We start from the raw sequence: 24,741 nt of genomic DNA on the forward strand, positions 1-24,741 counted from the left end.
ACGCTCGTCATGGGCGTCGTCAACGTCACGCCGGACTCGTTCTCCGACGGCGGCGAGTGGTACGAGCCCGACGCCGCGGTCGCGCACGGGCGCGAGCTGCTGGGCGAGGGCGCGGACGTCCTCGACGTGGGCGGCGAGTCGACCCGCCCCGGCGCGGGCCGCGTCCCCGTCGAGGCCGAGCTCGCGCGCGTGCTGCCCGTGATCTCCGCGCTCGCCGCGGAGGGTGCCGTCGTCAGCGTCGACACGACGCGCGCGGTCGTCGCCGAGCGCGCGGTCGCGGCGGGCGCGCGGATCGTCAACGACGTCTCGGGCGGCCTCGCCGACCCGGCCATGGCCGACGTGGTCGCACGGACGGGCGTCGCCTACGTCTGCATGCACTGGCGCGGCCACGCGGACGTCATGGACGACCTCGAGGAGTACGACGACGTCGTCACGGACGTGCGCGACGAGCTCGCCGTGCGCGTCGAGACGCTGCTCGCGGCCGGGGTGCGTCGCGACCAGCTCGTCCTCGACCCCGGCCTCGGGTTCTCCAAGGCGGGGTCGTCCAACTGGCCGCTGCTCGCCCGCCTCGGCGAGCTCGAGGAGCTCGGCCTGCCGGTGCTCGTCGGCGCATCCCGCAAGCGGTTCCTGGGGCACCTCCTCGCGCGGTCGGACGGGCAGCCCGTGCCGCCCCTGCTGCGCGACGACGCGACCGCCGCGATCACGACGCTCGCGGCCGCCGCGGGCGCGTGGTGCGTGCGGGTCCACACCGTCCGGGCGTCGGCCGACGCCGTGCGCGTCGCGGCGGCATGGTCCCGCGCCGGCGAGGCAGGGTCGGGTCGGCGGGGCGGGAGCGGGGGCGCGACCGACCGACCGAGGAGCGGGAGCGACTCGACGGCGCGGCCCACCACCTAGCAGGATGGGCGACGGGCCCCGCGGCGCGGCCGGCCCGGCGCAGCACGACACACGCAACGAGACACGGTGCCGAGAGGTCCGTCCGCCCGACCGGCGGGCGGCAGCGGAGCACCGGACGGGAGCACGACGTGACCACAGCGTTCGCAGGAGCGGTCCTCGACGCGGACGGACGGCCGTTCGACCGGATCCGGCTCACGGGCCTGAGCGCCACGGGGCACCACGGCGTCTTCGAGCACGAGAAGGCCGAGGGCCAGCTCTTCCGCGCCGACGTCGTGCTCCACCTGGACACGCGCGCCGCGGCGAGCGGGGACGACCTCGACCAGACCGTCAGCTACGCGGGCGTCGCCGAGGACGTCGTGGCCGTCCTCGCGGGCTCGCCCGCCGACCTCGTCGAGACGGTGGCCGAGCGCATCGCGGCGACGATCCTCACGCACGACGAGGTCGTCGCGGTCGACGTCGCCGTGCACAAGCCGCAGGCGCCGATCACGGTCCCGTTCGAGGACGTCGAGGTCGTCATCCGCCGCGACCGCGTCGTCGTGCCGGTCGTCGCGCCGCTCTCCCGCCGGTCCGAGCAGCTCGTCGCGCCGATCCCCGTGGGCTCGGTCGCGCCGGCCCTCATCCACGGTGTCGGGGACGCCCCGGTCGCCGAGGAGCGGGTCGAGATCGCCCCGGCGCACGACGTCATGCCGCCGAGCATCCCCCCGGGCTCGACCGCGCTCCCCGTCGAGCCCCCGTCGCCCGAGCCGGAGCACCAGGTCGCGGGCGGCGCCCCGGACCTCGACGACGAGCGCGACGCCACGCGCGAGGCCCCGGCGGTGCCCGCGCCGCCCGCACCGGCGCACGAGGTGCCGACGGCCGCCGCGCCCGCCCCCGAGGCACCGGCCCCCGCGCCGGAGCCGGTCCCGGCGCCGTACGAGGCGCTGCTCGAGGCCTCGGCGCCTCCGGCGCCGGCCGAGCCCGCCGCGGAGGGCGGGCCAGGCGCGGTGCCGGTGCCGACGCCGGCCGAGCCGGCCGACCCGCCCGCGTCCGAGCAGCAGGGGCAGGTCCCCGCCGCCGGACCCGTCGCGGAGCACGAGCCGGAGCCGGTCCACGACCAGGCGCCCGCGGTTCCCGCCGAGCCGCTTCCCGCGCCCTTCGGCGAGCCGACGTACGAGCCGACGTACGAGGGGCAGGGCGACGCGGCGCCCGAGGCGCCCGTCGCCGCCGCCGCGGTCGCAGCGGCAGCGCCCGACGCCGGTGCCCCGGTCGCGCCGTCCGAGGAGCCTGCCGCGCCGGTCGCCGCGGAGGAGGAGATCGCTGCTCCGCCCGTCGAGCACGACCGCATGGACGACGTGCCCGCCGGGTTCGTCGAGGTGGTGCTCGCCCTCGGGGCGAACCTCGGCGACGCCCAGCAGACGCTGCGCGACGCGATCACCGACCTCGACCGGATCTCCGGGCTCGAGATCACCGAGGTCTCCCCGCTCGCGCGGACGGCGGCGGTGGGCGGTCCCGACCAGCCCGACTTCCTCAACACGGTCCTGCTCGCCCGCACGCGCCTCTCGGCCCGCGACCTGCTGCACGCGTGCCAGGCCGTCGAGCAGGCGCACGGCCGCGTGCGTGACGAGCGGTGGGGGCCGCGCACCCTCGACGTGGACCTCATCGTGTACGGCACGCTCACGGCCGTCGCCGACGACCTGGAGCTGCCGCACCCGCGCGCCCACGAGCGGGCGTTCGTGCTCGAGCCGTGGTCGCAGATCGACCCGGACGCGGTGCTGCCCGGCCTCGGTGGGGGACCTGTCGCCGCGCTCGCGGCGACGGCGCCCGACCGCGGCGGCATCCGGTGGCTCGCGCTGGACTGGCTGACCGACGCGGCGCCCGAGCCCACGGGCGCGGTCCCGCTCGCGACCGGAGGCTCCGACGCGGCCCCCGCGCCGGCTGAGCCCGTGGTCGTCGACGACCCGTACCGGCAGCCGCCGACCGACGCCGCCCCCGGGCCGCACGACTCACCGTCGACGTCGGGACCGGTCGGTGTGCAGGCGGTCCCGGAGGACGTCCCCGTGCCGGCCGGGCCGCAGCACCCGCCCGTCCCGCCGCAGGCTCCGCACCAGGCGCTGCCCCAGCGGCCCTCGGTGCCGCAGCAGCCGCTGCCCGTGCAGGCCGCGCCGCCGCAGGCGACCTCGGCCCCGGGCGCGGTGCTCCCCGTCGCCCCGCCGCAGGCCGCGGTCCCGCCGCGGGCAGCCCCGGCGGAGCCCGTCGCGGCCCGGCCGGTCTTCGCCCCGGTGTCCGAGGGCGTGGCGCCCTCGGCCGAAGGCGCCCCGGCGGTCGTCCCGGACGGTTCGTTCGGCTCGCACGAGCCCGGGTCGCCGCCCGTCGCGCCGTTCCCCGGCCCGTCGCACCGGCCGGCGGCGCTGCCCGACCCCGAGTCGTCGCAGGACGTCGTGCAGCCTCCGGAGCCGGGCGCCCCCGTCTTCCCCGCCTTCGCGCCCGTCCGCCCGGCAGAGCCCCCGGTCGCTGTGCACCCCGCGGGGGCCCCGCCGGTGGCGGTCCCGCCCGCGCAGACCCCCGCCGACCCGGCCACCCCGGTCGACGACGGCATCATCCGGTCGGTGCCCTTCGCCCCGGTCACGGGGCCGGTCCAGCAGCAGGCTCAGCAGTCGGCGCAGGCGTCGGCACCCGGTCCGCTCGCCGACGCGTCCCTGCACCCGGCGACCGACCCGTGGCCGCCGTTCGGGCCGGTCTCGGGCGGCGCGCACGACGCCGAGCGCTGATGCGGCGCACCTCGGTCCGCACCCTGCTGCTCGTGGCCGTCGCCACGGCGGTCGTGGGCTGGTTCGTCGTGCGGCTCCTCCAGGGCCGCGGCACGCACCTGCCGGCGGTGCCGTGGATCGTCGACGTGGCGGTCGTCGCGCTCGCCGCGGCGGTGTTCTGGGCGGGGTGGACGGTCCGCGCCTACCAGCGGGGCAAGCGGCCCTCGCTCGACGCGATCCGGGCGGCGCGCACGTTCGTGCTCGCCAAGGCCGCTGCTCTCACGGGCGCCCTGCTCGCGGGCTGGTACGGCGCGCAGGTGCTCGTGGCCCTGCCCGACCTCTCGATCGAGGCGCAGCGCGACCGCGCGGTGGCGGCGGGGGTCGCGGTCGCGTGCGCGGTGCTGCTGGCCGTCGTCGGTCTCGTGGCCGAGCGGTTCTGCCAGCTCCCGCCCGAGGACCGCGGCGAGGGCCGCGAGAGCTCGACGACGCGCGAGGACCCGGAGACGCCGGGCGCGAGCACGCCCGCCTGACGTTCGCGTTCTTCGGCACGGCAGCGCACCGCGACCCGGGGGCGTCGGCGGCGCCCTGGCCGGCCGTGACGCGCGACCCCGGGCGCACCGGGACGGGATGGGAGAATCGACGCATGACCGACCCTGCACGGGGCCTGGACGCCCGCGGCACCGGCCCCTTCGACCCGCCCGGCATCGAGTGGACGCGCGTGTCGCCCCGGCTGGTCACCGCACGCCTGCTGTCGGTGGGCATCACGCTCGCGGTGCCGGCCGTCGCGGCGATCGTGCTGGCGATCCTCTTCCCGCACTGGTGGCAGTGGCTCGTGCTCGGGGTGCTCGTGCTCCTCGGGCTGTGGGCGCTCGTGCTGGTCCCGCGCCAGGTGCGCGCGATCGGGTACGCGGAGCGCGACGACGACCTGCTGATCCGGCACGGCATCATGTTCCGCCAGCTCGTCGTCGTGCCGTACGGCCGCATGCAGTACGTCGACGTGCAGGCCGGGCCGCTCGCGCGCAAGCTCGGCATCGCACAGGTGCAGCTCCACACCGCGTCGGCGTCCACCGACGCGACGATCGACGGCCTCGAGCCCGCCGAGGCGGAGCGTCTGCGCGACCGTCTCGCGTCGCGCGGCGAGGCGAGGCTGGCGGGCCTGTGAGCGAAGCACCGGCCACCGACGACCTCGTGTGGCACCGGGTGCACCCGGTCACCCCGCTCGTGCGCGGCTGGACCGTCATCGCGGTGCTGCTCGTCGTCGTCGGGCAGCAGACGCTCAACGGGCTGCCCGAGGGGGAGAACCTCCTCGAGGGGAACCGCTGGTGGATGATCCTCCTCGGCATCCTCGCGGTGGGGCTCGTGGGGCTGGGGTACTCGGCGCTCGCGTGGCGCATGACGAGCTACGCGGTGGACGACGAGTCGGTGCACCTGCGCACGGGCGTGCTCTTCCGGCAGCAGCGCAAGGCACGGCTGGACCGGCTCCAGGCGGTCGACGTCGTGCAGCCGCTCCTCGCGCGCTTCTTCGGCCTCGCGGAGCTCAAGCTCGAGGTCGCCGGGGGCGCGGACTCGGGCGTGAAGCTCGGCTTCCTCAAGGAGGTCGAGGCCAACCGGCTGCGCAACGACCTCCTCGCGCGCGCCGCCGGCCTGCGGGTCGCGCGCGAGCGTCCGGCCGGCGTCCCGACGGCGGCCGCGGAGGGGAGCGGGACGGGCGTCGGTGCCACGTCCCCGGCGGACCCGAGCACCCCGTCGTCGGTGCGGCCGATCGGCGGAGCGGCCGTGGGCGACGAGGTGCTGGTCGCCCCGGAGGCGCCCGAGCAGCCGGTCACCGCCGTCGGTCCGGGTCGGCTCGTCGCCTCGCTCGTCCGGTCGGGCGCGACGGTCGGCCTCGTCCTCGGTGTGCTGGGGATCGCCGGGGTCGTCATCGGCACGCGCGAGATCGGGGTGCTGTTCAGCGCGCTGCCCGCGGTCCTCGGGTTCGGCGGCTTCCTCTTCTCCCGGTTCTCGGGCGAGTTCGGCTTCCGCTCGGCGATCTCGCCGGACGGCATCCGCCTGCGGCACGGCCTCCTGGAGACCCGGTCGCAGACGATCCCGCCCGGCCGCGTCCAGGCGGTGCGGCTGCGCCAGGGCCCGTTCTGGCGCGGGCCGGACTGGTGGCGGGTCGACGTCAACGTGGCGGGCTACGGGGTGAGCTCCGACGGGTCGGACACGACGAGCGTGCTGCTGCCCGTCGGGACGCGCGACGAGGCGCTCGCCGCGCTGTGGCTCGTGCTGCCCGATCTCGGGACGCCCGACCCGCGCGCACTCCTCGACGAGGGCTTGTCCGGCCTCGACGCCGGTCAGCACTACGTCGTGACCCCGCGCCGTGCGCGGCTGCTCGACCTCGTGTCCTGGCGCCGCAACGGGTACACCGTGACCGACCGCGCGCTCCTCCTGCGCGGCGGGCGGGTGTTCCGCAGCCTCGTCGTCGTGCCGCACGAGCGGACGCAGTCGCTCGGGCTCGAGCAGGGCCCGCTCCAGCGTCGGTTCGACGTCGCGACGTTCGCGGTGCACTCGACGCCCGGCCCGGTCTCGCCCAAGGTCTGGCACCTCGACGCGGGCGACGCCGCGCGCCTCCTCGACACCCAGGCCGAGCGTGCCCGCGAGGCCCGTGCGCACGCGGGCCCGGAGCTGTGGATGCGCCGCGACGACGTGCCTCTGGTACCCGCCACCGAGCCGATCCCGGTGTCCGCCGTCGAGCCCGACGCGGTGCCCGCGGCAGACCCTGGTCGCGTGCCCGGTCGCGTGCCAGGCGCGGAAACCGCCGACCGCCGGGCCGAGGACGGGGAGCGGCCGTGAGCGCGGCGGGCGCGCGGCCCGGACGCCTCGGCGTGGGCGTCGTGGGGGCGGGCCGCGTCGGCGCGGTCCTCGGGAGCGCGCTGCGCGCGACCGGGCATGGCGTCGTCGGCGCGAGCGGCGTGTCCGACGCGTCGCGCGAGCGCATCGAGACCCTCCTCCCCGGCGTGCCGGTGCTCGAGGTCCCCCAGGTCGTGGAGCGCGCGGAGCTCGTGCTCCTCGCCGTGCCCGACGACGCGCTGGGCGACCTGGTCCGCGGCCTCGCCGACGTGGGGGCCTGGCAGCCGGGGCAGATCGTCGTGCACACGTCCGGCCGCTACGGGACCGCCGTGCTCGACCCGGCCCGCGCCGCCGGCGCGATCCCGCTCGCGCTGCACCCCGCGATGACGTTCACCGGCACGTCGCTCGACCTCGCGCGGCTCGAGGGCACGACGTTCGCCGTCACGGCGCCGGGGCCGGTCCTGCCGATCGGGCAGGCGCTCGTCGTCGAGCTCGGCGGAGAGCCCGTGGTCGTGGCCGAGGAGTCCCGCGGGCTCTACCACGCGGCCCTCGCGCACGGGGCGAACCACCTCGTCGTGCTCGTCGCCCAGGCCGCGCAGGCGCTCGAGGCCGCGGGCGTCGACCAGCCGGGCCGGGCGCTCGCCCCGCTGCTCGCCGCCGCGCTCGACGGCGCGACCCGCGGCGCGGACGCGGGCGCCGAGTCGGGCACGGGGGCGGGGGCGGGCGCGCTCCTCGGCCTCACCGGCCCCGTGGTGCGCGGCGACGTCGGCACGGTGCGCGAGCACCTGGAAGCCCTCGACGCGCTCGCGGCCACGAGCGACGCGTCCGACGTACCGCCGTCGTACCGCGCGCTGGGCCGCGCGGCGACCCACCGGGCGCTCGCGGGCGGACGTCTCGACGAGCCGACCGCCCGCACGCTCCTCGACGCGCTCGGGGACCCGCCCGACGCAGGGCCCGGTGCCGCACCGCACGACCCGCACGACCCGCACGACGACGAAGGAACGGCATGACCACCACCCCCGCCCCGGGCGTCCCGCCGACGCCCCGGCCGGACACCCCGCGCGTCGTGACGACGCGTGCCGACCTCCGCGCCGCCCTCGACGGCTGGGCGGCCGCCCACCCCGGCGCGCGCCGCGCCGTCGTCATGACGATGGGGGCGCTGCACGCGGGGCACCTCGAGCTCGTGCGCCGCGCGCGGGCCGAGGTCGGCCCGGACGGGCAGGTCGTCGTCACCGACTTCGTCAACCCGCTCCAGTTCGGTCCCGGCGAGGACTTCGAGCGCTACCCGCGCGACGTCGCGGCCGACGTCGCGCTGCTCGCCGCGGCGGGCGACGACGTCGCCGTGGACGTCGTCTTCGCCCCCGCCGTCGAGGAGCTGTACCCGGACCTCGGGCCGGCGGCAGGAGGCGCCGGCCCGATCGTCCGGGTCACCTCGGGCCGGATCGGCACCGTGCTCGAGGGCGCGTCGCGGCCCGGTCACTTCGACGGCGTGCTCACGGTCGTGCTCAAGCTGCTCCACCTGGTGCGGCCCGACGTCGCGGTGTTCGGCGCCAAGGACGCGCAGCAGCTCCTCGCGGTCCGACGCCTGGTCGCCGACCTCGACGTGGGCGTGGAGATCCTCGCGGTGCCCACGGTGCGCGAGGCGGACGGGCTCGCGCGCTCGTCGCGCAACGCCTACCTGTCGCCCGCGGAGCGCGACGAGGCGCTCGCGCTGAGCCGCGCGCTGCGCGCCGGTCGGGACGCGGCGGACGCGGGCGCCGACGCGCCGGGCGTCCTCGCCGCCGCGCGGGGAATCCTGGACGCCGCCGACGGCGTTGACCTGGATTACGTGGTGCTCGTCGATCCCGCTACCGTGGAGGACCTGGCGCCCGGCGCCGTCGGCCCCGGGCTCCTCCTGGTCGCGGCACGCGTGGGCACCACCCGTCTCATCGACAACGCGGCCGTCGAGATCGCGCCGCCCGCGACCCGGGCCGCCGACCCCGACGGCCGTGCCCCCGCACCTGGAGGTACCGCGTGACCGCGCAGACCCCGTCGAGCCCGCAGCGTCGTCCGGCGTCCTTGCAGCGCCCCATGATGATCGGCAAGATCCACCGCGCGACGGTGACGCAGGCCGACCTGCACTACGTCGGCTCGATCACCGTGGACGCCGACCTGCTCGACGCCGCGGACCTCTACCCGGGCCAGCAGGTCGACGTCGTGGACGTCACCAACGGCGCGCGCCTGACGACGTACGTCATCCCGGGGGAGCGCGGCGCCGGCGAGGTCTGCATCAACGGCGCCGCCGCGCACCTCGTGAAGCCGGGCGACGTCGTCATCCTCATCGCCTACGGCATGCTCGACGACGCCGACGCGCGCACCTACCTGCCGAACGTCGTCTTCGTGGACGAGCAGAACCGGATCGTCGAGCTCTCGGACGAGCCCGGCCTCGTGCCCGCGGGACACGGCCTCGAGGCGAGCGGCCTGCCGTTCGCCCCGTTCCGTGGCGGCGACGGCGGGGCCGGCGTCGCGTCCGCGGTGCGCCCCGCGTGAGCGGACGCGGCGGGCCCGGCGCTCCCGTGCTCGCCCGGACCCTCGCGGCCCCGGCGCCGGGCTGGACGACGACGGCGGACGTCGTCGTCGTCGGGTCGGGCATCGCGGGACTCACCGCGGCGCTCGAGCTGCGCACGCGCGTGCCGCGCGTCCTGCTCGTCACCAAGGGCGAGCTGTCGTCGGGCTCGACCGTGTGGGCGCAGGGCGGCATCGCGGCGGCCCTCGACCCCGAGGACTCGCCGGAGGCGCACCTGGCGGACACGCTCGTCGCGGGCGTCGGGGTGTGCGACCCGGCCGCGGTCGAGGTGCTCGTCACCGAGGGTCCCGCGCGCGTGCGCGAGCTCGTGGCCCGCGGCGCGAACTTCGACCGCGCCGAGAACGGCGACATCGCGCTGACGCGCGAGGGCGGTCACCACGCGGACCGCATCGCGCACGCGGGCGGCGACGCGACGGGGGCCGAGATCTCTCGTGCACTGGTCGCGCAGCTCGACGCGGTGCGCAGCGACCCGGGCATCGAGGTCATCGAGAACGCGCTCGTGCTCGACGTCCTCACGGGTGAGGGTCCCGACGGCGCCCCGCGTGCCTGCGGAGCCACGCTCCACGTGCGCGGCGAGGGCACGCGCGACGGCGTCGGCGCGGTGCTCGCGCGCGCGGTCGTGCTCGCGACCGGGGGAGTGGGCCAGGTGTTCCGCTCCTCGACCAACCCGCCGCAGGCGACGGGCGACGGCATCGCCGCGGCGCTCCGCGCGGGTGCGACGCTCGGCGACCTCGAGTTCGTCCAGTTCCACCCGACGGTCCTGTGGCTCGGGCTCGGCGCGCGCGGGCAGCTCCCGCTGATCTCCGAGGCGGTGCGCGGCGAGGGCGCGATCCTCCTCGACACCGACGGACACCGCTTCATGCCCGCGCAGCACCCCATGGCCGAGCTCGCGCCGCGCGACGTCGTCGCGCACGCGATCGTGCGGCAGATGGCTGCCACGGGTTCGGACCACGTGCTGCTCGACGCGCGACACCTCGGCGCCGACTTCCTGCGCTCGCGCTTCCCGACGATCACCGAGCGGCTCGCGGAGAACGGTCTCGACTGGACCGAGGAGCCCGTGCCCGTGGCGCCGGCCCAGCACTACCACTCGGGCGGCGTCGTGACGGACCTGCACGGGCGCTCGACCGTCGACGGGCTCTACGCCATCGGCGAGGTCGCGTGCACGGGGGTCCACGGCGCCAACCGGCTCGCGTCCAACTCGCTGCTCGAGGGGCTCGTGTTCGCGCACCGCGCGGCGCGCCAGATCACCGACCGGGTCGCGGCGGGCGAGCTCGAGCCGGTCGAGCCCGTCCGACGTCCCGGCGCGTCGGCGCTCGTCGCGGCCGCGGCGCGCTCGCGGATCCAGTCGATCGCCTCAGCCGGTCCCGGCGTGATCCGCGACGGCGACGGCCTCGCCGCCGCCGCGGCCCGCCTCGCCGCGGTCCGTACCGACGCGCACGAGGCGAGCGACGTCGTCGCGCAGCCGCAGGCCGCGGAGTGGGAGACGACGAACGTGCACCAGGTCGCGACCGCGCTCACCGCGGCCGCGGCGCTGCGCACCGAGAGCCGTGGCGGCCACTTCCGCACCGACTTCCCGGACACCGACCCGGCGTGGGAGCGCCGCGTGCTCGTGTCTCTCGACGCGGACGGGACGCTGCTCGTCCGTTGACGGACCCGCTCCGCTCGGCCGTGGCCGCCCCGCCGAACCCGGGGTTGTCGACGGGTTCGCGCCCATGTCGGACGACAACCCCGGGCTCGGCGCGGGTCGACGGGACGCGACCGCCGCCCCTGCCGGACGCGGAGCCTCTGCTCGCGGACGAGCGGATACGGTGGGGGACCGTGAGCAGCCCTGCCGAGCCCGTACCCGCCTCCCCGTCCGACGGCGCCGCGCCGCCCGCCCCGTCACGCGTCGAGCCGGGGCTCGACCCGGCGTGGATCGCCGAGACCGTCGCGCGGGCGCTCGACGAGGACCTGGGCGTCGCGCCGGGCCGCGACGTCACGACGCAGGCGACCGTGCCGCCGTCGGCCACCGGGACGGCGCACCTCGTGGCGCGCGCGGACGGGGTCGTCGCGGGGCTCGTCGTCGTCGAGGAGGTGACGCGGCAGGTCGCCGAGCGGTTCGGGCTCCCGCCCGTCGAGGTGACGTTCGTCGCGTCCGACGGCACGGCAGTGGGTCGCGGCCGCGTCCTCGCCGCGCTCACGGGGCCGGTCCAGGTGCTCCTCGCGGCCGAGCGCACGCTGCTCAACCTCGCGAGCCGCGCGTCGGGCGTCGCGACGGCGACGCGCGCGTGGGCGCGCGAGCTCGCCGGCACGGGCGCGCAGGTGCTCGACACGCGCAAGACGACGCCCGGCCTGCGCGCCCTGGAGAAGTACGCGGTGCGCGCCGGCGGAGGCACGAACAAGCGCATGGGCCTCTACGACGTCGCGATGGTCAAGGACAACCACGTCGTGGCCGCCGGCTCGGTGAGCGCCGCGATCGACGCGATCCGCCGCACGTTCCCCGACGTGCTCGTCCAGGTCGAGGCGGACACGACGGCGCAGGCGCTCGAGGCCGTCTCGGCGGGCGCGGACTTCCTCCTGCTCGACAACATGCCGACGCCGGTGCTCGCCGAGACGGTCGCCGCCGTCCGGGCCCGCGAGGGGAAGGACGGCGTCCCGGCGAAGGTCGAGCTCGAGGCCACGGGCAACCTCACCCTGGACCGCGCGCGCGAGGTCGCGGGCACCGGGGTCGACTACCTCTCGGTCGGCGCGCTCACCCACTCGGCCCCGATCCTCGACCTCGCCCTCGACCTCCTGCCCACCCTCCCGCCGAGGTAGAGCCCTGGTACCGCGAGGTAGAGCCCTGGTACCAGGCCTCTACCTCGACGGCGTGCGAGCGTCGGTAGAATCCTCGGGTGACCTCCCCCGCCGGAACCCCTTCTCCTGACGCGCGCGAGCCCGAGGAGCACGTCGACGACGTGCCGGAGCAGATGCAGGTCCGCCGCGAGAAGCGCGAGCGGATCCTCGCGCGCGGCGACCAGCCGTACCCCGTGTCCGTCCCGCGCACGACGACGATCGCCGACGTCCGGGCCGCGTACGCGCACCTGGAGACGGGCGAGGAGACGCAGGACGAGGTCGGCGTCGCCGGTCGCGTCGTGTTCCTGCGCAACACGGGCAAGCTGTGCTTCGTCACGCTCCAGGACGGCGAGGGCAACCGCCTCCAGGTCATGCTGAGCCAGGCCGTCGTCGGCGAGGAGTCGCTCGCGTCGTTCAAGGCGGACGTCGACCTGGGAGACCACCTCTTCGCGCACGGCCGCGTCATCAGCTCGCGCCGCGGCGAGCTGAGCGTTTTCGCCGACCGGTGGCAGATCGCCGCGAAGGCGCTGCGCCCGCTCCCCGTGCTCCACAAGGAGCTCTCGGAGGAGGCGCGCGTGCGCCAGCGCTACGTGGACCTCATCGCGCGCCCGGCCGCCCGGGACACGGTGCGCCTGCGGGCCGCCGTCGTGCGCTCGATCCGCGAGAACTTCTGGGAGCGTGGTTTCGTCGAGGTCGAGACGCCCATGCTCCAGACGCGTCCGGAAGGCGCGGCGGCGCGCCAGTTCGAGACGCACATGAATGCTTTCGACATCGACCTGTTCCTGCGTATCGCGCCGGAGCTGTTCCTCAAGCGCGCGGCCGTCGGCGGCGTCGAGAAGGTGTTCGAGATCAACCGCAACTTCCGCAACGAGGGCGTGGACTCCACGCACTCCCCGGAATTCGCGATGCTCGAGGCGTACGAGGCCTATGGCGACTACGACACCATGGCGGCGCTCACCCAGAACCTCGTGCAGCGGGCCGCGCAGGACGCGCTCGGGACGACCCTGGTCACGCTTGCCGACGGCACGGAATACGACCTCGGCGGCGAATGGACGCAGCTGAAGATGTACGACTCGCTCTCGGACGCGCTGGGCGAGGCGATCACGCCCGAGACGTCGGTCGAGTCGCTGCTGACGTACGCCGACAAGTTCGAGCTCACCTTCGACCCGAAGAACGTCAACCACGGAAAGCTCGTCGAGGGTCTCTGGGAGCACCTGGTGGGCGACCACCTCGTCGCGCCGACGTTCGTGCGCGACTTCCCCGTCGAGACCTCCCCGCTCACGCGCGACCACCGGGCGGTGCGTGGCCAGGTCGAGAAGTGGGACCTCTACGTGCGGGGCGTCGAGCTCGCGACGGCATACTCCGAGCTGGTGGACCCGGTGGTCCAGCGCCAGCGCTTCGAGGCGCAGGCGCTGCTCGCGGCCGCCGGCGACGAGGAGGCCATGCGCATCGACGAGGACTTCCTCACCGCGATGGAGTACGCGATGCCCCCGTCGGGCGGTATGGGCCTGGGCATCGACCGCCTGCTCATGGCGCTCACCGGCCTCGGCATCCGCGAGACCATCCTCTTCCCGCTCGTGAAGCCCGCGCAGCAATAACGCGCCCAAGACCTAGGATCGACAGCATGGACATCTGGCCCACCGTCGCGGCACTGATCCCCTCGATCGGTGTCGGCGTGCTCTTCTACGTGGCGATGCGCGCCATCGTGCGCGCCGACCGCAACGAGCGCGCCGCCCTCGCGCGCCTGGACGCGGAGCAGGAATCGGGTGTCGGCGGGAATGTCGCGCCCGCGCGCGACTCCTGAGCATCGCCCGTTAGCGCGTGCAAATAGCCGCGAGATGATGTACTTGCGTCCAGGAATGGTGGGCTAAGCCGCGAGAGACACGTGCCGGACAACGGCGCGGCCAATTGACGGTCCCGAGTTTTCGATGCATCCTGACGAGGACAATCATTCCTGTGAAGCGTGAGGTAACCACAGTGGCCCAGAAAGTCCAGGTAATTCTCGTCGACGACCTCGACGGGGGCGCGGCCGACGAGACCGTCACGTTCGCGCTCGACGGCGTCTCCTACGAGATCGACCTCAGCACCAAGAATGCGCAGGAGCTGCGCGACGCATTCGCGTCCTGGGTCGGCAACGCGCGCAAGGTCTCGTCCCGCACGAGCACGGCCCGCCCCGCACGCCGCAGCGGCCGATCCTCGGGCTCGGCCCGCGCGACCGAGGTCCGCGAGTGGGCACGCGCCAACGGCTACACGGTGAACGACCGCGGCCGCATCTCCCAGGAGATCCAGACGGCGTTCGACGCCGCGCACTGACGCGACGCCGCACGAGCACCGGAGCGCCCCGCCGACGAGTCCGTCGGCGGGGCGCTCTCGCGTCCGCGGACGTCGAGCCGACCGCCGGTCACGGTCCGGCGGGTGCCGGTGGCACGCGTCCGGAGAACTAGGCTCGGGTCATGACCTCCGCGACCCGCGCCCTCTGGATCGGCACCTACCCGCACCCGGCGAACGGCGGTGCGGAGGGCGTCTGGCGGGTCGGGCTCGACGTCGACGCCGCGGCCGGGACCGGGTCGTTCGTGGGCGGGGTGCTGGCAGCCGAGTCGCCGTCGCCGTCGTTCCTCGCGCTCGACGACGACACGCTGTACGCGGTGGGGGAGACGGAGGCCGGCTCGGTGTCGGCGTTCGCGGTCGGGCCCGACGGCGGCCTCGCGCCCCGGGGCGAGCGCGTCGCCACGGGCGGCTCGTACCCGTGCCACGTCGTCGTGAGCGGGGACGTGCTCGTCGCGAACTACGGGGACGGCGTCCTGACCGCCGTCGCGACCGCCGCGGACGGCGCGCTCGCCGCAGCGGACGACCGGCCCGGCACCGCGGTGCGCCGCCAGGGCCACGCGGGAACGGGTCCGGTCACCGACCGCCAGGAGGGCCCGCACGCCCACTTCGTCGCCCCGCTCGCGCACCTCGGCGCGGCGGACGACGGCAGCGGCGACGTGCTCGTCGTCGACCTGGGGACCGACGAGCTGCGCCGGCACGACCCCGCGGCACCCGACGGCTCGGCCCCGCGCGTCGTCGCGACCTTCCCGCCGGGGACCGGTCCGCGCCACCTCGCCGCGCTGCCGTCCGGGCACCTCGTCGTGGTCGGCGAGCTCGACCCGGCCCTGTTCGTCCTCGCCCCGGTCGACGGCCCCGACGGCGCGCGCACGTACGACGTGGTCGCGCGCTACGACGTCACGCACGCCGCCGCCCCTGCAAGCGGCGGGAACTACCCCTCGCACGTCGCGGTCTCGGCGGACGGCACGCGCGTCCTCGTCGCGGTGCGCGGCGCCGACGTGCTCGCCGTGCACGCGGTCGAGCCCGGGCCCGACGGCGGCGTCCCCTCGCTGCGCCACCTCGCGGACTCCCCGGTGGGCGGCGCCTGGCCGCGCCACTTCGCCGTCCTCGCCGGCTCCGGGGCTCCCGACGAGCCGCTGCACGACCTCGTCGTCGTCGCGAACCAGAACGACGACCCGCTCATCGAGCGGCCGGAGTCCGCCTCCGCGGGGGAGGGGCCGACGTCGAACCTCGCGCTCCTGCGCGTGCGCCGCTCGGACGGTGCCGCCCACGTGGTCGACGTGCTCGCGCTGCCCGCCCCGGCGTGCGTCGTGGAGGCCTGAGCCGCCGTGACCGCGCTCGAGCTGCCGGAGGGCGTCTCCCCGGACCCGTCGACCCCGCTGCGGGTCGCCATGCTCTCCGTGCACACGTCGCCCCTCGACCAGCCGGGCACGGGCGACGCGGGCGGCATGAACGTCTACGTCACGGAGCTCGCGCACGCGCTCGCCCGCCGCGGCACGCAGGTCGAGATCTTCACGCGCGCCACGGCCTCGAGCCAGCCCCGCAAGGTCGAGGTGTCCGACGGTGTGACGGTGCGCCACGTCGTCGCCGGGCCCTTCGAGGGGCTCGACAAGAACGACCTGCCCGGCCAGCTCTGCGCCTTCACGGCGGGGGTGCTGCGTGCGGAGGCGCGGCACCACGAGGGCTGGTACGACGTCGTCCACACCCACTACTGGCTCTCCGGGCAGGTGGGCTGGCTCGCGGCCGACCGCTGGGACGTCCCGCTCGTGCACACCATGCACACGCTCGCGCGCGTGAAGAACGCCGCGCTCGCCCCGGGCGACGCGCCCGAGCCCCTGGGGCGGATCATCGGGGAGGAGCAGGTCGTCGCCGAGGCGGACGCGCTCGTCGCGAGCACGGACGCCGAGGCGGACGACCTCGTGCGCGACTACGCCGCCGACCCCGCGCGCGTGCACGTCGTGCCGCCGGGCGTCGACCTCGACCTGTTCTCCCCGGACCCCGGCAGCGCGTCGGCGGCCGACGGCGCCGCGCGGCGGGAGCGGCGCCGGGCGCTGCGTGCCGGGCTGGGACTGCCGACCACCGGCGGCCTCGTGCTCTTCGCGGGGCGCGTGCAGCCGCTCAAGGGCCCGGACGTGCTCGTCCGGGCGCTCGGCGTCCTCGCGGAGCGCGGGGAGCCCGTGCCGACTCTCGTCGTGCTGGGCGGCCCGAGCGGGCGCCCGACGGCGGTGCGCGAGCTCGAGGCGCTCGCCTACCAGGTCGGGGTGAGCGACCGGCTCGTCGTGCGCCCGCCGGTCCCACGGGACGAGCTCGCGCAGTGGTACCGGGCGGCCGACGTCGTCGCCGTGCCGTCGCACAACGAGTCGTTCGGGCTCGTCGCGGCCGAGGCCGAGGCGAGCGGCACGCCCGTCGTCGCGGCCGCCGTCGGCGGGCTGCGGACGGTGGTCGAGGACCAGGTCTCCGGCGTCCTCGTGCCCGACCACGACCCGCAGACGTGGGCGCGCGTGCTCGGCGACCTGCTCGCCGACGACGAGCGCCTCGCCACGCTCGGCGACGGCGCCCGGCGCGCGGGCGAGCGGTTCGGCTGGGACACCGCCGCGCTGCGCATGCTCGACGTCTACGCGCAGGCGCGCAAGGTCCGCGCGGCGCGCTGACGCCGCGCGGACCTCGCTGCGGGTCAGGCGTCCGGTGCGGTGCGCTCCAGGACCAGGACGGGGATCTCGCGCGACGTCTTCTGCTGGTAGTCCGCGTACGGCGGGTAGGCCGCGACGGCGCGCTCCCACCAGAGCGCCTTCTCCTCGCCGTGGACCTCGCGCGCGACGTAGTCGTGGCGCTCGGCCTCGTCCTGGAGCTCGACCTGGGGGTGCGCCAGGACGTTGTGGTACCAGACGGGGTGCGCAGGGGCGCCGCCCAGCGACGCGACGACCGCGTACGCGCCGTCGTGCTCGACCCGCATGAGCGGCGTCTTGCGGACCTTGCCGGTGCGTCGGCCGAGGGTCGTGAGCACGACCACCGGCATCCCGTTCAGGGTCGTGCTGCGCGTCCCTCCGGACGACTCGTAGGACTCGGCCTGCTTGCGGGACCAGGCGCTCGGGCTGGGGGCGTACTCTCCGTCGATCGGCATGTCCGGGGCAACGTGCGCGCCGTCCGCCCGATTCCCGGACCTTCGTCCCACGCCCGACGGCGACGGTCACCACCACGTGGGACGCGGGTGCCCGCGCGGCGGGCCGTGCGGCAGGATGGAGCCCATGACCTACACCCTCGTGCTGCTCCGCCACGGCGAGAGCGAATGGAACGCCAAGAACCTGTTCACCGGCTGGGTGGACGTCGCCCTGTCGGAGAAGGGGACCGAGGAGGCGAAGCGCGGCGGTCAGCTCCTCACCGAGGCCGGCGTCCTGCCCGACGTCGTGCACACCTCGCTCCTGCGCCGCGCGATCACGACGGCGAACCTGTCGCTCGACGCCGCGGACCGTCACTGGATCCCCGTGAAGCGGTCGTGGCGCCTCAACGAGCGCCACTACGGCGCCCTCCAGGGCAAGAACAAGAAGCAGACGCTCGAGGAGTTCGGCGAGGAGCAGTTCATGCTCTGGCGCCGCTCGTACGACGTCCCGCCGCCCGAGATCGAGCTCGGCTCCGAGTTCTCGCAGGACGCGGACCCGCGCTACGCCGACGCCCCCGTCGTGCGCACCGAGTGCCTCAAGGACGTGCTCGAGCGCGCCCTGCCGTACTGGGACGGCGAGGTCGTCCCGGACCTGAAGGCGGGCAAGACCGTCCTCGTCGCGGCGCACGGCAACTCGCTGCGCGCGATCGTCAAGCACCTCGACGGCATCTCCGACGAGGACATCGCCGCGCTCAACATCCCGACCGGCATCCCGCTGCTCTACGAGCTCGACGAGGACCTCAAGCCGATCACCAAGGGCGGCCGCTACCTCGACCCCGAGGCCGCCGCCGAGGCCGCTGCCGCGGTCGCCAACCAGGGCCGCTGACAGCCCGCACGCAGAGACGACCGTGGCCCGTCCGGGAATCCGGACGGGCCACGGTCGTCTGTCGTGCGTGCGGTAGAAGCGTGGTCCCGCGAGGTAGAACCAACGGCACCGACGTAGAGCTTCGCGGGCTCTACCTCGAGGCCTGAGGCTCTACCTCGGGGGCAGGGCCGTGGCCCCGTCGTCAGGCAGACGCGCGGGCGGAGCCGGCGGGGGTGCCGCGGTCGTCGGCGAAGTCGCCGGTGACGAGGTACGTCACGCGCTTGGCGATGGAGACGCCGTGGTCGCCGAAGCGCTCGTAGTAGCGGCCCACGAGCGTGACGTCGACCGTCTCCTGCGGGGTCCCCGTCCACGTGCCGTCGAGCAGCGCGGTGAAGGTGTCCTGGTGGAGCTTGTCCAGCAGGTCGTCGTCGCGCTCGATGTTCGCGGCGACGGTGAGGTCGCGCGTGGTGAGGAGCGTCGTCGTCCGGCGGGCGACGCGCACGGCGGCGTCGTGCATCTGCTCGAACGTCCGGTGGAGCGACGGCTCGATGGCGCGGGCCGGGTAGCGGCCGCGCGCGACCTGGGCGATGTGCCGGGCGAGGTCGCCCATGCGCTCCAGGGTGGCGCTCATGCGCAGCGCGCTGACCACGACCCGCAGGTCGGTGGCGACGGGCTGCTGCTGCGCGAGGAGGAGCACGCAGCGCTCGTCGAGCTCGCGCTCGAGGGCGTCGATCGTGTGATCGTCGCCGATGACCGACTGCGCGAGCTGCAGGTCCGCCGTGAGCAGCGCCTGCCCGGCGCGGTTCACAGCGGACTCCACCAGCCGGCTCATCTCGGCCAGGTCGTCGCCGACCTGCTTCAGCTCGGCCTCGAAGATCTCCCGCATCGCTTCCCTCTCGTCGTGACCGGTCGGTCCGGTCCGTGACGGCGTGCACCCCTGCGCGCCGGGCGGCGCCCGGGCACGCCGTCGGCTCCTGTCACGCTCGCAGGCGCGGTCGACCGGGCGGTGAACTCCAGGGCGCCGCCAGGTGAACTCTTGGCGGCTCGCGCCTGCGGGGCGCCGTATCGACCGGTCGGGCGCGCACGCGACCGTAGGCTGGAGGTGTGCAAGCCGAGAGTCTCATCGAGGGCGCGACCGTGCTGGCCGCCGGCGTCGTGGGCGTCGTGGTCGGCGTGATCGCGGCCATCGCGTTCCGCGTGAGCGAGCGCCAGCAGCGTGCTGCGCGGGCGGAGCCGGCACCCGAGCTCGACGAGGGTCTCGTCCGGGTGCTGGCCGTGCTGCGGTCGGCCGCCGTCGTCCTGGACGAGGAGGGCGAGGTGGTGCGGGCCAGCCCGCCGGCGTACGCGCTGGGCGTGGTGCGGGGCGACGCGATCGCGCACGCGGCCATCCGGGACATGATCGACGACGTGCGCCGGGACGGCGTGATCCGTGACGAGGAGCTCGAGCTCCCGCGCGGTCCGGTCGGCCGGGGCACGGTCATGCTCCAGGTCCGCGTCGCGCAGGTGGGCCCGCAGCACATGCTCGTCCTCGCGGAGGACCGCACGGAGGCGCGGCGCGTCGAGGCGATCCGCCGCGACTTCGTCGTGAACGTGTCCCACGAGCTGAAGACGCCGGTCGGGGCGCTCGCGCTGCTCGCCGAGACGGTGCAGGACGCCGCCGACGACCCGGTGGCGGTGCGGCGGTTCTCCGCGCGCATGCAGTCGGAGGCGACGCGCCTCTCCGCGCTCGTGCAGGAGATCATCGAGCTCTCGCGGCTCCAGGTCGCGGGTGCGCTCCAGGAGGTCACGGTGGTGCCGGTGCGGGGCGTGATCGAGGAGGCGGTGGACCGCGCGCGCACGACCGCGCAGGGCAAGGGCATCACGCTCACGACCGGGGGAGAGCTCGACGCCGCCGTGTACGGGGACCACAACCTGCTCGTGACCGCTGTGCGCAACCTGCTCGACAACGCGGTCGCCTACTCGGGCGAGAACACGCGCGTCGGCGTCGGCGTCTCGCTCGCGGACGACCTGGTCGAGATCGCCGTGGTGGACCAGGGCATCGGCATCTCGGCCGACGAGCAGGCCCGCGTGTTCGAGCGGTTCTACCGGGTGGACCCCGCGCGCTCGCGCGACACCGGCGGGACAGGCCTCGGCCTCAGCATCGTCAAGCACGTCGCGGCCGACCACGGTGGCGAGGTCACCATGTGGTCCGAGCCCGGGCGCGGCTCGACCTTCACGCTCCGGATCCCCGCGGCGGACGTGCCGGCCGGGCAGGCGCACGTCGCGCCGTCGGGCACGGTCCACGACGCGGCGCGGGACGAGGGCACGGCCGGGGCCGTCCCCGTGCCCGTGCAGCACGACGTGCGGCGGGCCGTGGAGACCCCCGCACCCGACGACGTTCAGAACAAGGAGGTAGGCGCGTGACGCGCATCCTGGTGGTGGAGGACGAGGAGTCGTACCGCGACCCGTTGACGTACCAGCTGCGACGCGAGGGCTTCGACGTCGTCGAGGCGGCGACGGGCACCGAGGCGCTGGAGCGGTTCGACGCGGACGGGGCGGACCTCGTCCTGCTCGACCTCATGCTCCCCGGGCTGAGCGGCACCGAGGTGTGCCGCGAGCTGCGGCAGCGCGGCGACGTGCCCGTCATCATGCTCACGGCGAAGGACTCGGAGATCGACAAGGTCGTGGGTCTCGAGCTGGGCGCCGACGACTACGTGACGAAGCCGTACTCGTTCCGCGAGCTGCTCGCGCGCGTACGCGCCGTGCTGCGCCGCAAGGGCGGCGAGAACGGGGGCGAGGTCGTCGCGGAGAGCGCGCTCGAGGTCGGTCCGGTCCGCATGGACGTCGAGCGGCACACGGTGAGCGTCGACGGCGAGGTCGTGCCGTTCCCCCTCAAGGAGTTCGAGCTCCTCGAGCTGCTGCTGCGCAACGCGGGGCGCGTGCTCACACGCGGGCAGCTCATCGACCGGGTCTGGGGCACGGACTACGTGGGCGACACGAAGACGCTCGACGTCCACGTGAAGCGCATCCGGTCGAAGATCGAGCCCGAGCCCGCGAGCCCGCGCTACCTGCTCACGGTGCGTGGCCTGGGGTACAAGATCGCGGACGGCGTCGGCCAGGCCTGACCCCTCCGGCACAGCGCACGAACGGCCTCGGCGCGTCCCTCACGGACGCGCCGGGGCCGTCGTCGTGCGGCGCGGAGGCCCGGACCGACGCCTGCCCGACCCGGCCGGGAACGTGGCACGGAAGGTCTGTGCACTGTTCATCCCTCGTTCACCCGCTCTCGGGGAACGCGTCACCCGGCGCTCCTAGCGTCGGGCTCGTCACCGGCGCTCGCTGGTGCCACGAGACGCTTGAACAGGATGGAACGAAGAGTGAAGCTCAGCCGATTCTCCCGTGCTGGATCCGCCGTCGCGATCGGTGCGCTCGCGCTGACCCTCGCCGCCTGCGGGTCGGACGACCCCGTCGGCAGCGCCGACGGTGCCACCGACGGTTCCTCCGAGGGCTCCTCCGAGACCGCGAGCGACCTCAGCGGTGAGCTCAACGGTGCGGGCGCGAGCTCGCAGGAGTCCGCCATGGAGGCGTGGCGCGCCGGGTTCCAGAGCGCGAACCCCGACGTCACCGTGAACTACGACCCGGTCGGTTCCGGTGGCGGTCGCACCCAGTTCCTCGAGGGCGGCGTCGCGTTCGCCGGCTCGGACGCGGTGCTCAAGGAGGAGGAGATCACGCAGTCGCAGGCCGTGTGCGGCCCCGACGGCGCGATCGACCTCCCCGTCTACGTCAGCCCGATCGCCATCATCTACAACCTGCCGGACGTCGCGGAGCTCAACCTCGCGCCGGCCACGATCGCGGGCATCTTCAACGGCACGATCACGCAGTGGAACGCGCCGGAGATCGCCGCCGACAACCCCGACGCGACGCTCCCGGACCTCGCGATCACGCCGGTCCACCGCTCCGACGAGTCGGGCACGACCGAGAACTTCACCGAGTACCTCGCCGCGACGGCGGGCGACGCGTGGGGCCACGAGCCGAGCGGCGACTGGCCGACGCAGGGCGGCGAGTCCGCGCAGGGCACGTCCGGCGTCGTGCAGACCGTCCAGGGCGGCGAGGGCACGATCGGCTACGCCGACGCCTCGAAGGCCGGCGACCTCGGCACCGCGAGCATCAAGGTCGGCGAGGAGTGGGTCTCGTACTCGCCCGAGGCCGCCGCGAAGGTCGTCGACGCGTCGCCGCGCGTCGAGGGTCGTGCCGAGCACGACATCGCGGTCGAGCTGGACCGCACGACGACCGAGGCCGGCGCCTACCCGCTGGTCCTCGTCTCGTACGCGATCGCGTGCACCAGCTACGAGGACGAGGCGGCGGGCAACCTCGTCAAGGCGTTCCTCACCTACATCTCGAGCGAGGAGGGCCAGTCGGCCTCCGCGTCGGCCGCGGGCAACGCGCCGATCTCGGAGGACCTGCGCACGGACGTCCACGCGGCCATCGAGTCCATCACGGTCGGCGCCGCCGGCTGACGACTCTCGGACCAGGGGGGCGGCGGGGCCTACGGGCCCCGCCGCCCCTGATCCGCGAGATCGTCCGCAGCCCAGACCTCACGCAGCAGGACCGCATGCACCGGGAGCACGAGTGACCACCACAGCCCCACCCACGACGCCGGGCCCCGCGCCGGGCGGCCCGTCCGGCGCGCCACGCCCGGGCGCCCCGCGCCGTCGTGCGCGGAACACCGACCGCGGCGTGAACCGTGCGTTCCGATGGACGGCGACCGGCGCCGGGGGGCTCATCCTCGCCGTCCTCGCCGCGGTCGCGATCTTCCTCGTGCTCCGCGCGTGGCCCGCGCTCACCGCGGGCGGGGACGTGCTGTCCGAGGAGGTGTCCTGGTTCCCGGAGGGCGCGTCGCTCGTGTCCTTCGTGGGGCCGCTGATCTTCGGCACGCTCCTCGCGGCCGCGCTCTCGCTCCTGCTCGCGACGCCGGTCGCCATGGGGATCGCGCTCTTCATCTCGCACTACGCGCCGCGCCGTCTCGCGTCCACCCTCGGGTACGTCGTCGACCTGCTCGCGGCGATCCCCAGCGTCGTCTACGGCCTGTGGGGCTCGCTCGTGCTCCCGCCGATCGTCGTGCCGGTGTGGTCGTGGCTCGCGGACACGTTCGGCTGGTTCCCGCTCTTCGCCGGGCCTGCCTCGCCGACCGGCCGCGTCCTGCTCACCGTCGCGCTCGTGCTCGCCGTGATGATCCTGCCGATCATCACCGCCGTGAGCCGCGAGGTGTTCCTCCAGACGCCCAAGCTCCACGAGGAGGCGGCGCTCGCGCTCGGCGCGACGCGCTGGGAGATGATCCGCACGGCGGTCATCCCGTTCGGCCGCTCGGGCGTCATCTCGGCCGCGATGCTCGGCCTCGGTCGTGCGCTCGGCGAGACGATGGCCGTGCTGATGATCCTCTCGCCCGGGCTCCTCTACTCGTTCAAGATCCTGCAGGCCGGGCAGCAGCAGACGATCGCCGCGAACATCGCGGCCGACTTCCCCGAGGCCAACCCGCTCGGGGTGAGCGCGCTCATCGCGACCGGCCTCGCGCTGTTCCTCATCACCCTGCTCGTCAACATGGGCGCCCGCGCGATCGTCGCGCGGCGCAAGGACTTCTCGGGAGCCAACTGATGAGCGCCCTCAGCACCAGCCCCGCGCGCGGGGCCTCCGCCCCCGACCCGGAGCGCACCGCGTCCGTCCGCGCGCTCCTGCGCGGCGCGGACGCCCGCCGCCGCCGCAAGGACCGCACGATGACGGTCCTCATGTGGAGCGCGTTCGCCCTCGCGATGGTGCCGCTCGTGTCGGTCGCGTGGACCGTCGTCGTGCACGGCATGGAGCGGTTCGACGTCTACTTCCTCACGCACTCCATGCGCGGGGTGTTCGGCGGCATGGACGCAGGCGGCATCTACCACGCGATCCTCGGCACGCTGCTCATCACGCTGGGCGCCGCGGTGATCTCGGTCCCGATCGGCCTGCTCGCCGCGATCTACCTCGTCGAGTACGGCCGCGGGCCGCTGGCGCGCGCGGTGACGTTCTTCGTCGACGTCATGACGGGCATCCCGTCGATCGTCGCCGGCCTCTTCGCGTACGCGCTCTTCGCCGTGATCTTCGGGCCGGGGGTGCGCATGGGCATCGTCGGCTCGGTCGCGCTGTCCGTCCTCATGATCCCCGTCGTCGTCCGCTCGTGCGAGGAGATGCTCCGCCTCGTGCCCAACGAGCTGCGCGAGGCGGCCTACGCGCTCGGCGTGCCCAAGTGGCTCACCGTGGTGCGCGTCGTGCTGCGCACGTCGATCGCGGGCATCACGACGGGCGTCATGCTCGCCGTCGCGCGCGTCATCGGCGAGACCGCGCCGCTCCTCATCACCGTCGGCGTCGTCGACTCCATCAACGGCAACCTCTTCGAGGGCCGCATGATGACGCTGCCCGTGTACGTGTACCGGCAGTACAGCCAGGGCCTGGTGCCCTGCAGCAACGTCACCGACGTCGTGTGCATCCCCGACATCAACTACGACCGGGCCTGGGCGGCCGCCCTGACGCTGATCCTCATCGTCATGCTGCTCAACCTCGTCGGGCGACTCGTCACCCGCTGGTTCGCCCCCAAGACCCTCCGCTAGAACAGGACAGC

At 75.1% G+C, this 24,741-nt stretch carries 23 protein-coding genes; 21 read left to right on the forward strand and 2 right to left on the reverse strand.

The genetic code is table 11. The annotated features are described in order from the left end of the window. Nucleotides 1-9 precede the first annotated feature (9 nt). The 15 genes from folP (at nt 10) to mshA (ending at nt 16,808) form a co-directional block, all read left to right on the forward strand. Entirely contained in the window at nt 10-894 is an 885-nt protein-coding gene (gene folP / locus A0J59_RS02925; RefSeq protein WP_082918701.1) for a dihydropteroate synthase, read from the forward strand. Between the two features lie 128 nt (nt 895-1,022). Further along, nucleotides 1,023-3,641, forward strand: a complete 2,619-nt coding sequence (gene folK, locus A0J59_RS22220; RefSeq protein ID WP_064315176.1) for a 2-amino-4-hydroxy-6-hydroxymethyldihydropteridine diphosphokinase — start codon at nt 1,023-1,025, stop codon at nt 3,639-3,641. Beyond that, nucleotides 3,641-4,150 carry a DUF3180 domain-containing protein gene (locus A0J59_RS02935; RefSeq protein WP_064315177.1) on the forward strand — a complete coding sequence of 170 codons (510 nt, stop codon included), beginning with the start codon at nt 3,641-3,643 and terminating at the stop codon, nt 4,148-4,150. Before folK ends, A0J59_RS02935 begins: the two co-directional genes overlap by 1 nt. A gap of 113 nt (nt 4,151-4,263) precedes the next feature. Then, nucleotides 4,264-4,782, forward strand: coding sequence for a PH domain-containing protein (locus tag A0J59_RS02940; RefSeq protein WP_064315178.1), 519 nt, complete (start codon nt 4,264-4,266; stop codon nt 4,780-4,782). Then, a complete protein-coding gene (locus A0J59_RS02945; RefSeq protein ID WP_082918695.1) occupies nt 4,779-6,455 on the forward strand; it encodes a PH domain-containing protein in 1,677 nt (558 codons plus the stop codon). The genes A0J59_RS02940 and A0J59_RS02945 overlap by 4 nt, the downstream gene beginning before the upstream one ends. Next, on the forward strand, nt 6,452-7,462 hold the full coding sequence (locus A0J59_RS02950) for a Rossmann-like and DUF2520 domain-containing protein (RefSeq protein WP_064315179.1): 1,011 nt from the start codon (nt 6,452-6,454) through the stop codon (nt 7,460-7,462). Before A0J59_RS02945 ends, A0J59_RS02950 begins: the two co-directional genes overlap by 4 nt. Next, on the forward strand, nt 7,459-8,469 hold the full coding sequence (gene panC, locus A0J59_RS02955; protein WP_064315180.1) for a pantoate--beta-alanine ligase: 1,011 nt from the start codon (nt 7,459-7,461) through the stop codon (nt 8,467-8,469). The genes A0J59_RS02950 and panC overlap by 4 nt, the downstream gene beginning before the upstream one ends. Before the next feature lie 53 nt (nt 8,470-8,522). After that, nucleotides 8,523-8,981, forward strand: a complete 459-nt coding sequence (panD, locus tag A0J59_RS02960; protein WP_053370242.1) for an aspartate 1-decarboxylase — start codon at nt 8,523-8,525, stop codon at nt 8,979-8,981. After that, nucleotides 8,978-10,666: an L-aspartate oxidase gene (locus tag A0J59_RS02965; protein ID WP_064315181.1), complete on the forward strand. Its 1,689-nt coding sequence runs from the start codon at nt 8,978-8,980 to the stop codon at nt 10,664-10,666. Before panD ends, A0J59_RS02965 begins: the two co-directional genes overlap by 4 nt. A gap of 266 nt (nt 10,667-10,932) precedes the next feature. Further along, nucleotides 10,933-11,814 (forward strand): carboxylating nicotinate-nucleotide diphosphorylase, encoded by an 882-nt coding sequence (gene nadC / locus A0J59_RS02970; protein WP_255364938.1) that lies wholly within the window; start codon nt 10,933-10,935, stop codon nt 11,812-11,814. A 152-nt stretch (nt 11,815-11,966) separates the two neighbouring features. Next, on the forward strand, nt 11,967-13,430 hold the full coding sequence (lysS, locus tag A0J59_RS02975) for a lysine--tRNA ligase (RefSeq protein WP_082918703.1): 1,464 nt from the start codon (nt 11,967-11,969) through the stop codon (nt 13,428-13,430). Nucleotides 13,431-13,456: 26 nt separating this feature from the next. Continuing rightward, nucleotides 13,457-13,636 carry a hypothetical protein gene (locus A0J59_RS02980; RefSeq protein ID WP_047233899.1) on the forward strand — a complete coding sequence of 60 codons (180 nt, stop codon included), beginning with the start codon at nt 13,457-13,459 and terminating at the stop codon, nt 13,634-13,636. A 173-nt stretch (nt 13,637-13,809) separates the two neighbouring features. Beyond that, nucleotides 13,810-14,145, forward strand: a complete 336-nt coding sequence (locus A0J59_RS02985) for an Lsr2 family protein (RefSeq protein WP_047233898.1) — start codon at nt 13,810-13,812, stop codon at nt 14,143-14,145. Nucleotides 14,146-14,285: 140 nt separating this feature from the next. After that, entirely contained in the window at nt 14,286-15,479 is a 1,194-nt protein-coding gene (locus A0J59_RS02990; protein WP_064315183.1) for a beta-propeller fold lactonase family protein, read from the forward strand. Between the two features lie 69 nt (nt 15,480-15,548). Beyond that, nucleotides 15,549-16,808, forward strand: coding sequence for a D-inositol-3-phosphate glycosyltransferase (gene mshA, locus A0J59_RS02995; RefSeq protein ID WP_064315208.1), 1,260 nt, complete (start codon nt 15,549-15,551; stop codon nt 16,806-16,808). Between the two features lie 23 nt (nt 16,809-16,831). Here mshA and A0J59_RS03000 read toward each other — a convergent pair whose 3' ends face one another. Then, a complete protein-coding gene (locus A0J59_RS03000) occupies nt 16,832-17,278 on the reverse strand; it encodes a nitroreductase family deazaflavin-dependent oxidoreductase (protein ID WP_064315184.1) in 447 nt (148 codons plus the stop codon). A gap of 124 nt (nt 17,279-17,402) precedes the next feature. On the opposite strand from A0J59_RS03000, the gene A0J59_RS03005 reads away from it, so the two are divergent. Further along, a complete protein-coding gene (locus A0J59_RS03005) occupies nt 17,403-18,140 on the forward strand; it encodes a phosphoglyceromutase (RefSeq protein ID WP_047233895.1) in 738 nt (245 codons plus the stop codon). A 181-nt stretch (nt 18,141-18,321) separates the two neighbouring features. On the opposite strand, the gene phoU is transcribed toward A0J59_RS03005, so the two are convergent. Beyond that, nucleotides 18,322-19,005, reverse strand: coding sequence for a phosphate signaling complex protein PhoU (gene phoU, locus A0J59_RS03010; RefSeq protein WP_053370239.1), 684 nt, complete (start codon nt 19,003-19,005; stop codon nt 18,322-18,324). A gap of 218 nt (nt 19,006-19,223) precedes the next feature. Between phoU and A0J59_RS03015 the strand changes: the two genes are divergently transcribed. The 5 genes from A0J59_RS03015 to pstA all read left to right on the forward strand — a co-directional run bounded on the left by A0J59_RS03015 (nt 19,224) and on the right by pstA (nt 24,730). Beyond that, nucleotides 19,224-20,522: a cell wall metabolism sensor histidine kinase WalK gene (locus A0J59_RS03015; RefSeq protein ID WP_231581895.1), complete on the forward strand. Its 1,299-nt coding sequence runs from the start codon at nt 19,224-19,226 to the stop codon at nt 20,520-20,522. After that, nucleotides 20,519-21,223: a response regulator transcription factor gene (locus A0J59_RS03020; protein ID WP_047233893.1), complete on the forward strand. Its 705-nt coding sequence runs from the start codon at nt 20,519-20,521 to the stop codon at nt 21,221-21,223. The genes A0J59_RS03015 and A0J59_RS03020 overlap by 4 nt, the downstream gene beginning before the upstream one ends. 249 nt (nt 21,224-21,472) lie before the next feature. Continuing rightward, nucleotides 21,473-22,612: a phosphate ABC transporter substrate-binding protein PstS gene (gene pstS, locus A0J59_RS03025; protein ID WP_231581894.1), complete on the forward strand. Its 1,140-nt coding sequence runs from the start codon at nt 21,473-21,475 to the stop codon at nt 22,610-22,612. Nucleotides 22,613-22,724: 112 nt separating this feature from the next. Then, nucleotides 22,725-23,747: a phosphate ABC transporter permease subunit PstC gene (pstC, locus tag A0J59_RS03030; RefSeq protein ID WP_053370237.1), complete on the forward strand. Its 1,023-nt coding sequence runs from the start codon at nt 22,725-22,727 to the stop codon at nt 23,745-23,747. Then, nucleotides 23,747-24,730: a phosphate ABC transporter permease PstA gene (pstA, locus tag A0J59_RS03035; protein WP_047233891.1), complete on the forward strand. Its 984-nt coding sequence runs from the start codon at nt 23,747-23,749 to the stop codon at nt 24,728-24,730. Before pstC ends, pstA begins: the two co-directional genes overlap by 1 nt. The last annotated feature ends 11 nt before the right edge of the window (nt 24,731-24,741 follow it).

The sequence above is a fragment of the Cellulosimicrobium sp. I38E genome, assembly GCF_001647255.1.
Classification (GTDB): Bacteria; Actinomycetota; Actinomycetes; order Actinomycetales; family Cellulomonadaceae; genus Cellulosimicrobium; species Cellulosimicrobium cellulans_E.

Coding starts and splice junctions, on each gene's coding strand:
- folP (WP_082918701.1), top strand. CDS start 10: ATGGGCGTCGTCAACGTCACGCCGGACTCGTTCTCCGACGGCGGCGAG.
- A0J59_RS02935 (WP_064315177.1), top strand. CDS start 3,641: ATGCGGCGCACCTCGGTCCGCACCCTGCTGCTCGTGGCCGTCGCCACG.
- A0J59_RS02940 (WP_064315178.1), top strand. CDS start 4,264: ATGACCGACCCTGCACGGGGCCTGGACGCCCGCGGCACCGGCCCCTTC.
- panC (WP_064315180.1), top strand. CDS start 7,459: ATGACCACCACCCCCGCCCCGGGCGTCCCGCCGACGCCCCGGCCGGAC.
- panD (WP_053370242.1), top strand. CDS start 8,523: ATGATGATCGGCAAGATCCACCGCGCGACGGTGACGCAGGCCGACCTG.
- lysS (WP_082918703.1), top strand. CDS start 11,967: ATGCAGGTCCGCCGCGAGAAGCGCGAGCGGATCCTCGCGCGCGGCGAC.
- A0J59_RS02980 (WP_047233899.1), top strand. CDS start 13,457: ATGGACATCTGGCCCACCGTCGCGGCACTGATCCCCTCGATCGGTGTC.
- A0J59_RS02990 (WP_064315183.1), top strand. CDS start 14,286: ATGACCTCCGCGACCCGCGCCCTCTGGATCGGCACCTACCCGCACCCG.
- mshA (WP_064315208.1), top strand. CDS start 15,549: ATGCTCTCCGTGCACACGTCGCCCCTCGACCAGCCGGGCACGGGCGAC.
- A0J59_RS03000 (WP_064315184.1), bottom strand. CDS start 17,278: ATGCCGATCGACGGAGAGTACGCCCCCAGCCCGAGCGCCTGGTCCCGC.
- A0J59_RS03005 (WP_047233895.1), top strand. CDS start 17,403: ATGACCTACACCCTCGTGCTGCTCCGCCACGGCGAGAGCGAATGGAAC.
- phoU (WP_053370239.1), bottom strand. CDS start 19,005: ATGCGGGAGATCTTCGAGGCCGAGCTGAAGCAGGTCGGCGACGACCTG.
- pstA (WP_047233891.1), top strand. CDS start 23,747: ATGAGCGCCCTCAGCACCAGCCCCGCGCGCGGGGCCTCCGCCCCCGAC.